Consider the following 10,428-nt stretch of genomic DNA (forward strand, 5'->3'; position numbering starts at 1 on the left):
CCGGTTTGCTGGCAAACCCGCCGGAAGGCTGCGGGGGACAGTTACTTCGTTCCCAGGAAGCTGTCTACTACAAATTGAAGCTGGGCTTCCAGCGAGATCGGGTCGCTGAATACGAAGCCTCGGCTATTCTCGCGATAAACATGGTTATTGCGGACTGCAGGAAGGCTGTCCCAGAGCTTGCCTTCGAAGATCCACGCGGCATTCTCTTCACCCGTCCATCCGCTGATAAAGATATAATCACCGGCATATTGCGGCAACAGCTCAAGAGAGAGCTTGGCCCAGCCCTGGCCGCTGTCTATGGCTTCCTTTTGAATAATTGGCGGAGCCTTCATCCCGAACTCGCCGTAGATAATGTCGCCGCCCCGGCCAAAGCTGCCGTAAGCATAGAACTCCTTGGCACTTCCCGCATCAAAAATCGAAACCGTGCGCTCCCCTACAGCCTGCTGCACAAGCGGCTTGTACTTGGCAATCTGGGCGTCCCACTGTTCGATCCAGGCTTTGGCCTGTTCTTCCCGGCCGGTCATTGCCCCGAACTCCATTAATTGCTCACGAAAAGGGACTCCGTAATCAACAGCGACGGTAGGTGCAATCTGGGTCAGCTTCTCGATCGCAGCCGGGTCATTCCACACCACAATTAAATCCGGCTGAAGCTCAATAATCTGCTCGTAAGGGATGTCATTCCCTAGGTTGACCACGTCATCCAGCTTACCTTCTGTATAGTTATTGAAGGATTCATCTCCAGTTGCTACAGGCTTTAACCCAAGCGCCAGCAGATGCCCGGTGAAGGCTCCAGCCACCATAACGATTCTTTGCGGATTTTTGGGAATCTGTATATCACCGTTAACCGCTTTGAAGGTTATGGTTCCGGAACTGCCGTTTGTATTCTTTGCCGCTGCATTGGCGGTATTGCTGCTAGTGTTTACTTTCGGGCCTGGTGTAACATTGCTTGCTCCGCCTTGCGTGTTCGCGGGCCTTTCGCAGGCGCTTAGCAGGAGCGTCATGCACAGCAATAATGCAACTCCTACTGGTAATTTGCTCTTGTACATCGGTAAAACTCCTTTTCCACTGTATTGATAATGATTATCATCTCTGTTATCAATATAGTGACGAAGCCTGCGCGGAGCAATGGACGATTCGAGCCTAATGATAGGACGATAAGAACCGTTTGCCTTGCGCAACGAATTATTTCTGAATTCTCCGGGTGGAACTCCAGCCGTCTTCTTGAACAATCGGATGAAGTAGGATACATCCGTGTACCCGACGCTGCGTGCAATTTCCTGCATGGATAAGTCAGTCTGCTGCAGTAAGGCTCCCGCCCGGTTCATCCTGATACGGATGAAGTAATCAATGATGCTTGTCCCGGTCTCGCGGCGGAAATGCTTGGACAGGTAAGGAGCGCTGTAGTTAAAAATACGTGCCAGTGAATCCCGCGTGACCGGCTCTGCATAATGCTGCTCCATATAACGGACTAGCTGGGAGGTAAGATCCGGTCTAACCGGGCTGACCTGCTGCTGATCCATCTGCTGAAGCAGTTCATAGACAAATTGATAGAATAATGCTTTGACATGCAGCTGTTCCAGACGTTCCTGCGCCAGCCATTCCTCCAGCATCTGCTCAGCCAATTGGTAGAGAATTGCCGGATGGAGCGGAATGAAGCCGAACTGCAGGCTGAAGGGGAGAACTCCGTCCGGATGCTCCCGTCCATATCGCTTCCAAGGCAGCGGCAAGCTGGATTTATACAGAATAAGGTAGTATTGGAAGGAAGGCTCTGTAAGGCGGATGTCCAGACAGGTGCCCTTACCCCCGTGAAGCAGATAATAGGGCTTGGCAGCATGCTCAGCTCCGTCCAAGAGCACAGATGCGCTGCCATGTGTAACGTATAGATAAGCACTGGAGGGGAACAGATAGGGTCTGAACTCATCGCCGGTCTGTATACGAATATGCCGGATATCCATCACTTGGATCGATGCATGAGTCCAGATGAGGAGGTGTTCTTGTATATTTATAGTTTTGTCCAATGAGGATTCCCTCCTTTCCGGTTTCCGAAGGACGCCAGGGTAGCACCCGCTATTCCAGCTTGAACTGCCGCAGCTCTTCCTCCAGCTTCAGCGAGATTTGGCTCAGCTCCTTGGAGAGTTCAGCTACCTGCTCGATGCTGCCCAGCTGTTCTTGTGTGTTGGCGCTGACCTCTTCGGTAGAGGCGGAATTCTCCTCGGTGGTAGAAGAGATCACCTCAATCGCCTGCAAGATCTCATCCTTGTGCTTGTGGACAACCGAAGTGTTATTGCTGATCTGCAGTATCCGTACCTTCAATTCCTCCAGATCGCTGTTCAGGCTAACAAAGACCTGCTTGGCATTCTCTACGGATTGGGCATTCTCCTCTGCAATCGAAAGATTAAGCGTAGTGTGCTGTACAGACAGGCTTGTTTTTTCCTCAATGGCGCTGACCTTCTTATAGATTTCCTCTGTAGCCCGGGCGGTCTGCTCGGCCAGCTTGCGTACCTCACCAGCTACTACCGCGAAGCCCCTGCCATGCTCGCCTGCCCGGGCAGCTTCAATAGAAGCATTCAGGGCGAGCAGATTGGTCTGTGTGGCAATTTGATTCACTGTGCCGACGATGCCCGAAATCTCATGACGGCTCAGGTCAATCTCCTCAATGAGCGATGACATCGCTTGAGTAGATCTGTGATTGTCTTCCGCGGCTCTGGAGAGCTGCTCTACCAAGTCCAGACCTGATCCGCTGAGCTGCGCTGAGGTTTGTACCATAGACCCTACAGCCTGAGCGTCACTGGTGATCTCGTCAATTTGATTAGACAAGGCACCGGTTTTGTGGAGAATGCTCTCCGATTCAACCGACTGATAGTTGGTGGCATTGGCAATTTCATTGATGGCCGTGGCAGTCTCGTTCATGGTGATTGCTGTTTTGGCAGAAATGGCTTGCAGGTTGCTGGAGGACTGGGTCAGCATCTGAGCCGTATTATGGATGACCTGAATCATGCCCTGAATCTTCTGCACCATGTTGGCCATCCCCCCGGCAATCTGGCCGATCTCGTTGCGGGATGGTTCAGGGAACTGAACGGTTAGATCCCCGTCTTCGATCCGCTTCATGGCAGCCAGCAGTTTGGGAATGGAGCGCAGCAGATAACGCAGCGTGAGATAAGAGATGAACACCAGGAGAAGGGCGGCAGCCGCGAAGCCGGCGATGGTTGTCCGGGCGAAGGAGCTCAGCTCGCTAAGCGCCTCTTGCCGGGTAATCGTTAAGCCTACAGACCATCCGGTATCCTTACTGGTGGCATAGCCGATATATCGGGACTCGCCGTTATCTTGGATCAGCGATACGCCGGATTCACCATTCATCATTTGTTTGCCGGTTGCCCCGAGATCGCCGGGAAGCTCTGTGATTTTGGCTTTCAGCACCTTCGTCTGATCCGGGTGGTAGAGAAGATCCCCGGCGCGTGTAGCCAGAATAGAGTACCCCGTGCTGCCCAGAGAATAGCTCTGCATAATATTCGGGATATCATCGAAGGCAATGTCTGCGGCAATGAGGCCGATCATTTCGTTGCTGTCATTCATAATCGGATAGAAAATCCCCATCAGCATAGTGCCATTATTGACATCGGCATAAGGCTCGGAATAGTAGAGACCGTTGGCTTCAGATAAGGGCTTGAAGTAGGGGCGTGCGCGGATATCGAAGTCCGGCTTGGAGGTCAGACCGTCATGCTGGAGGAAGTACCCCTTCCCGGAGAACCCGGCTACCCAGGCATCGGCAAAGGAAGGCTCCGACTTCACAATGTCCGCCAGCGTAGCGAGTGCTTCTGCGGCATGGGGCGAGGTTTTAATTTGCTCTGGTGTGGTGCTTTCAATATATTTTTGAAAAATCGAGTTAGTGGACATTTGTTTAACCAGGGAGCCCTTTTCCTTGAATAATGCATCGAATTGGCTCACGATCCCCTGCGTCTTGGTCATCAGCAGCGATTCCTGCTGGCCGATGAGAATGGATCTGGTGCTGGAATAGAAGTAGGTGCCCAGAATGGAGAAGACGACAAGAATAATGACAAGCAGTACAAGGGCCAATGTGTTGGCGATACTGGTCGAACGGACTGCCCGTTTCAAAGTTGGCTGTGACATAGGTCATCTCCCGTATATGTATTAGAGCGAAGGCTCTTAGGTAATATGTCGGAATCCCGAAGATATTCTTGTAGAGTTAACCCCGTTAAATTTCACAAAAAAACCGGCTGGAAGAAGGCTCCAAGCCGGTGCAGAAGCATATGGGGGAGAGCAGCTAAAGGATGGGACACCCGCCGCAATAGGCGTGATCAGTCCTGAGCTTATAGGCTAGACAGCAGGTAGCCTTCACGGATATCGTATCGTGCGGAGGGAGGGGGTCTCTCCGGAACTTGGGGGTGATGCGGAACGGATTGCTGCGGAGTCCGAATACCTCAGGCTTCAACTCCCACAGTGAAGCTTGGAAATTCCTGTGGATCTGGCTGCGGCTGCACTCATTAGAGGCCTCCAGAGCATCCTCTTCGATAAAAGTATACAACTGATTATAGATCTGCTTCCACAGCATCACTGCTCTGGTCTGCGAAGTCTCGGCAAGCGCAGCAATCATCGGTCTCACCTCGTTCCTGTAGAACCTCCCAAGCTCTTCTGTTAGGTTTTTACCATTCCCTCTCTGCTCAGGGCTGCTCTCCCGCTGATTATGGATAGGGAAGGCGAACTCGGGGTAACCTTCGGTGCGGACGAGCTGGACAGACATATTATTCAGGCGCAGGGCCGGGGCCAGCGGGTCTCCAGCTGCGAGCAGTGCGTATTTGGCTCCGCAGATCCCGGCAATCCAGCTGCACAGAATGGCTGCCGCTATTCGTTTATCCTCTGTCCCTAGCATAGAAGCATACGCAGTAAGCAGCTGATCAGCTTGTGCAGGGATACATAATTTGCCCAGCGGCAGAGTAATCTCTGCGTCCTCAATGGCTTCGGGAGGGATGAAGAAACGCTCAGTCCCCTGGAGTCTGCCAGTGCCGTTCATCCTGAATCCCCCTTATTTAGACTTCCCTTCAAAGGCTTCAAGCACCGCATCCACCGCATAGCTGTTAGCCATAGGGGACATGCCCAGGTTGAACCAGTCCTTGCCGGCCATCGTGTAGACCTGATTTTGTTGGACCGCAGTCATGTTCTTCCATAAGGGACTCTTCAGCAGATCCTCATAGGTCTGCTTAACCGCAGCATCATCCTCATTATTTAATTGAAGGAAGATGTGATCGGGATTATACTCAGGCAGCTTCTCCAGCGAGATCGATAATGAAGAATCGGTGTCCGGGAAATTCGGAATCATCTTCAGACCAAGCGTAGTGTGAAGGAACTTTCCGCGGTCAATCTGATCTCCGTAGAGAATGAAGCTGCCTGGCATAACCATCATGTACATCACCGTTTCATTGCCTGCCAGATCATCCAGCTTCTGTTTCGCTTCCGCTTCCTTGGCCTCCAGATCCTGAATCACCTTCTCTGCAAGCTCCGTCTTGCCGAGCACCCCGGCGATATCCTTCAGCTCATCGCGCCAGTCATCGCGCTGCGGGAGCAGAACCGTCGGAGCGATTCCTGACAACTGGTCGTAATCCTTAGCCGACCACCACGTGGGAGCGAGAATCAGATCAGGATTGGCTGAGAGGATCATTTCGAAATTCGGGGTCTGGGCAATGCCCATCTTCAGCGTATCCTTGAACGGCTCCTCCAGATAAGTCGGGTAATCCTCCTGGTAGTTCTGCACAGCAACGGGAGTAACCCCTAAGGCTTGCAGGAATTCCGGGTAGACTACTGACAGTCCGATCACCCTTGCAGGGTGGGCGGGAATTGTAACCTCGCCTTTCTCACTGCCTACTACCCGGGAAGCTGCTTCGGTGTCTGCGGCCACCTTGACCTGTCCGCTGTTATTGGAGCATGCTGTCATGACCAATGTCATAACAATCGCCATGCACAACGTTATTCCTTGTCTCATCTGTCGCATATCTTCGATAACCTCCTGAGTATCAATGCCAATTGCCTCACCTGAGAGTGAGAATCAATATCACTGTTAGGAGTATAAAACAATATGCTTGTTTCGCCTATTGACTATCACGCCAATTTTTTATGTCCGATTACGCCACAGAGTCGGTGCCAGGTCCAGCACCAGCTCATGGGTGAATGCGGTGTACTCTGTCCAGGGGGAGGGAGGAAGCTGTTCGATTCCGATTCGGAAATGTCCTGCAGGAGCAGGGGACTGCAATAACTCATTCTCCCGGATTAGGGACCAGGCGGCTTGAGAATCTGCATCCTCGTCTACGATGAACAGGAGTAAGTCCGCATCTGCCGATTCCAGCTCCTCCAGAGTCAATGTCTGACGGCTTAGCTTACGGTCAACAATGGATGGCGGGGTATAATGCAGATCATTGTAGAACACCTCGGCCAAGCTCCGGTGAGACAACACAGTGATTGTCTGTCCGGTTATGCGGGCAATGAGCAATTTGTCTTTAACGGGACCTTGAACAAGTTCTGCCCTGGCGCTTTTGGCTTTGCGCTCATAGTTATCCAGCCAGACTTCTGCATCCGGCGTCTTGCCGAGGCATTCTCCAATGCAGATCAGTTGCGAACGCCAATCGGTTTGGCACAGAAGAAAAGTGGGGGCAATCGCTTGAAGCTCCATCATTAAGGGCGGATTTACCGATGCTTCCAGCCCAAGAATATAATCCGGATGGAGAGCGGCAAGCTGCTGCAGCCGGAGCGTCTGATCCTCAGCAAGGGGCAGCACCGCATCCGTCTCATATTTCCGCCGGTAGTATTCTGTCCAGGGATGCTCCGCGGGAGCCGCGCACGGAATAATATTCAAGGGAAGCAGTACCCCGATGAGAATGCTGTCGTGAACAGCAATTTTCTGCTTGGCATTGCGCATGAAGGCTGCCGGCGCTATTCCGGTGATCTGCTTGAATTTGCGCCGGAAGTAAGGAACATCCTTGTATCCGACGTAAGCTGCGATATCCTTCAGATCATAGTCCGTATGCGGCAGCATCAGGCTTCTTGCTTGCCTGATCCGGTATTCGGTCAGGTATTCGATCGCGCTGAGACCATATCTCTGCTTGAACAGCCGGATGAAGTGCCTGATGCTGGTGCCTGCTTCAGCAGCGAGCAGACCGATGGTAATCTCTTCGCGGTAATGCTGCTCGATATAGAGCTTGGCCCGTTCCATGGCCGCATCCGTATCGCTTGTCCGTGATTCTCCGGTACTGCTCAGCAGACTGTACAGCAGCTCATAGAACCGGCTCTGGGCAAGCAGACGCTGTAAGGGGTTCGGACTCTCCAAGCAATGGGTAATGGCCTCACAATGCTTACTGTATGTAATCGTTGATTGAACGGCCACCGCTCCTTCCAGAGGGAAGGGGAGATGAGGCTCCGCCGGGAGGAACGGCTGCTTTTCTTCCGGCATACTATGCTGGCTAAACACATCAAACCGCAGGATGTAGACACTCTGTTCCCCTGCATCTTCCAATGATGTCTCGATCAACTGTCCCGGCAGACAGACGAATACAGCTCCAGTCTTCAGTTCGCGATATTCGCCATCCACTGTAATTAGGCTCTGGCCCGCAATGGGAATCAGCAGCATGTACGATTCCAGAAATTGCAGCCGCAGCGGCCACCCGCCGCTTGAACGGCTGCTATGCGTGATACTACGAAGCCTGAACCACATCTGATCAAGCTGACCGAAGGCAGCTGAAGGAGAGAGACGATTCTTATCATTCATTGGTTGCACTGCCTTTCTGTGTGCGTAAGGCTGTTGATTTTGCCTTGTCTCTATATTTTCTATATGAATTCATTAGATTTATTATAGCTCACCAGGGAGGCATAGCCTATGTTGTGGAGCTGCCATGTTGTAAATGATAATGGTTATCAATTATAATGATAGGAATTTACTGTGGACGGGCAGCCAGGGGGAAGACTTGTGAGATTCGAGATGACAGACAGCATTCGGGCATGGAACCATGTGCCGGTTAGAATTATGGATATCCGTCATGTGAGCATGGGGCCCGGAGAGCAGCAGCGGTACGTTTTTCCGTCAAGTGTGTTTGTGTTCACCAATCAGGGAGAGGCTGTAATCCTGCTCGACGGGACCGGAGGTACAGCAGCCCATTCACAGGTTATTCATGGCGGCAAGGGCACCGTTTTTCAAGTCGCAAGTCTCAGTCATCCGTTAGATTATTACCTCATTCTATACAAACCGTGGACAGGTAGTCCCTTTACAGAAGGAGGCGGGGACAATCCTGATGCCTTTCAGCAGAGATACGCCTTCCCCGGGAGTGACCCGTGGGTGCTTCTCTCCCTGCTGGAGCGTATGTTTCAGCTATGGAAGTGCGGCGGAGAGCTGGAACGGATGCAGGTGACCGGGCTGTTCTATCAGTTCGTGGCTGAACAATTTCGTCAGCTTGCGCTGGCGGTGGAGCAGGAGCCGGAGACAGATCTGGCTGAGCAGATCGGCCGTTATATTGAGGAATTCTATCACCTGCCTCTGTCCATGACCGCTATGGCTGAGTTGTTTCATTACAGCACCCATCACTTAGTGAGGGTATTCAAGCGCAAATATCAGTGCAGTCCGATGGAATACGTGAGCCGTACCCGGATGCAGCACGCCAGAAGCCTGCTGGCCGGGACAGACGCACCGATCCGCGATGTGGCTGAACGGGTGGGGTATACGGATTTCTATTATTTCAGCAGACTGTTCAAAAAGGTATACGGAGAGACTCCCGCACAGTTCAAAATGCACGCTCCGCTTCTGGAAGGTTCAAATCCTACCAAAGAGATGCCGGAATCGTTCATTGCTCCCTGGAGGGATGCACGCTATATTGATATCGATGATAATCATTATCAATACAAAAGACGGAGTGTGAATGATTTGAAAGTTAGCCGTACGCCCTTATTCGCGATAACCCTCTTAATCAGCTTGTCTATGATGCTTGCAGGCTGTGGAGGCGGAAATACGAAGCTTGCTGAAGACAAGGCCACCAGGTTGTTCACCGATGCCTTCGGCAGAGAAGTGGAGGTTCCGGCTGAACCCGCTCAGGTCGTGGCCCTCGCTTACGGCGGGTATATGCTTCCCCTCGGTCTGAAGCCGGCAGGCGTCAACCAGGAGACGCTGGAGCAGTATAAGGAAGAGATGGCGGATGTGGAGAATGTCGGCTCAGGAACGGGCAGTGTGGAGGCAATCTCGGCATTGCTGCCCGATCTGATTATTATCCCGGATTATCTGGGCCAAGATGTCATAGAGACCTATGAGAAAATTGCTCCGACCGTGGCTGTCGCCTGGGGCGGTGACCCGGATGTGGTCAACACCTTGCGGACGATGGGTGAACTGATGGGCAAGCAGGACGAGGCCGAGAAGTGGATTGCATCGTTCGATAAGAAGCTGCAGGGCATCCGGGACAGCATCAACGTGAAGATCGACGAAGGCACGACCGCCATCTCCTTCATTATCCATAAAGGGGAAGTACTGCTTGGAGGTGAGGGTGGCACCCTGGGCAAGCTGATCTATCAGGATTTCGGCTTCACCATGCCGGAGCAATTCAAGCCGTATGCCGATGGGGGAACAGCGCTGTCTATGGAGAGCCTGGTGGATAAGCCGGCGGATTACTTTTTCACGCAGATGACGGATGAAGAGCTGGCCGCAATGTATGAGCTGTTCAAGGAGCCGGTCTACCAGAGCATCCCTGCGGTGAAGAATAACCGGATTATCAACGTCTCGCGCGCCAACTGGAACAATGGGCCTTACACGGTGGACCGGGGCGTGGATGCGCTGATTGAGCAGGTGTCGAAGCTGCAGGAGTAGGAAGGGTGCGGGGAGATTGTGAAGTATCAGGTTAAAAAAGTTGATATGCGATAAGCACTGCTGAAAGCCTCCTTCGGGAGGCTTTTGTGTAATAAGCAGGTTCGAACATGTACAACTACAAACTTATAAAATCAGCCTCCATAGCCATTTGTTTATGTACATTAATAATACAGTCAAGCCGGTTAAGTCTTTCCTTGAGCTGAGTGTTGTCTGGATCATCCTCTAATTGAGCCAATATGGAGAAGAACTGTGGAACCTCCCACACACTTCTCAAGGCAGTACTTAGACAGAAGCCATATTTCACTAATCCTGCGTCACCCTGCCATCCCATATCTCGCAACCCCTCTAGGTACGCATTATATAAAGAGGTTTGAAACCTTAGATATTGTTCAGGTGGAATAATACCAAGACTCATGTTCACGCCAAATAACTTGCCCAAGTCCTCGCCGATACCTGATATACTCATGAACTGCCAGTCGATTAGCACGAGTCGGCTTTCGCTCGCTTCTTTTTTTACTATATAAGTTGAACTAGAATTATTCAGTAAGTCGGTCGTTCTCTAAACGAAGACAAAGACGATC

The 10,428-nt window shown here is 51.9% G+C and carries 7 protein-coding genes; 1 reads left to right on the forward strand and 6 read right to left on the reverse strand.

The window, feature by feature from the left end:
* Window positions 1–41: 41 nt before the first annotated feature.
* The 5 genes from K1558_RS03535 to K1558_RS03555 form a co-directional block, all read right to left on the reverse strand.
* Window positions 42–2,018, reverse strand: coding sequence for an AraC family transcriptional regulator (locus K1558_RS03535; protein WP_238649970.1), 1,977 nt, complete (start codon window positions 2,016–2,018; stop codon window positions 42–44).
* Between the two features lie 49 nt (window positions 2,019–2,067).
* A complete protein-coding gene (locus K1558_RS03540; protein WP_238649971.1) occupies window positions 2,068–4,128 on the reverse strand; it encodes a methyl-accepting chemotaxis protein in 2,061 nt (686 codons plus the stop codon).
* A 154-nt stretch (window positions 4,129–4,282) separates the two neighbouring features.
* Window positions 4,283–5,029 (reverse strand): hypothetical protein, encoded by a 747-nt coding sequence (locus K1558_RS03545; RefSeq protein WP_238649972.1) that lies wholly within the window; start codon window positions 5,027–5,029, stop codon window positions 4,283–4,285.
* Between the two features lie 12 nt (window positions 5,030–5,041).
* A complete protein-coding gene (locus K1558_RS03550) occupies window positions 5,042–6,004 on the reverse strand; it encodes an ABC transporter substrate-binding protein (RefSeq protein WP_238649973.1) in 963 nt (320 codons plus the stop codon).
* A gap of 120 nt (window positions 6,005–6,124) precedes the next feature.
* The gene (locus K1558_RS03555) at window positions 6,125–7,771 is read right to left on the reverse strand and encodes an AraC family transcriptional regulator (RefSeq protein ID WP_238649974.1); all 1,647 of its coding nucleotides are present in this window, start codon (window positions 7,769–7,771) and stop codon (window positions 6,125–6,127) included.
* 198 nt (window positions 7,772–7,969) lie between these two features.
* Between K1558_RS03555 and K1558_RS03560 the strand changes: the two genes are divergently transcribed.
* Window positions 7,970–9,847, forward strand: a complete 1,878-nt coding sequence (locus K1558_RS03560) for an ABC transporter substrate-binding protein (protein ID WP_238649975.1) — start codon at window positions 7,970–7,972, stop codon at window positions 9,845–9,847.
* A 115-nt stretch (window positions 9,848–9,962) separates the two neighbouring features.
* Here K1558_RS03560 and K1558_RS03565 read toward each other — a convergent pair whose 3' ends face one another.
* Window positions 9,963–10,334 carry a hypothetical protein gene (locus tag K1558_RS03565; protein WP_238649976.1) on the reverse strand — a complete coding sequence of 124 codons (372 nt, stop codon included), beginning with the start codon at window positions 10,332–10,334 and terminating at the stop codon, window positions 9,963–9,965.
* Window positions 10,335–10,428: the final 94 nt, after the last annotated feature.

This window comes from Paenibacillus piscarius, assembly GCF_022234545.1.
GTDB lineage: Bacteria > Bacillota > Bacilli > Paenibacillales > Paenibacillaceae > Paenibacillus_AQ > Paenibacillus_AQ piscarius.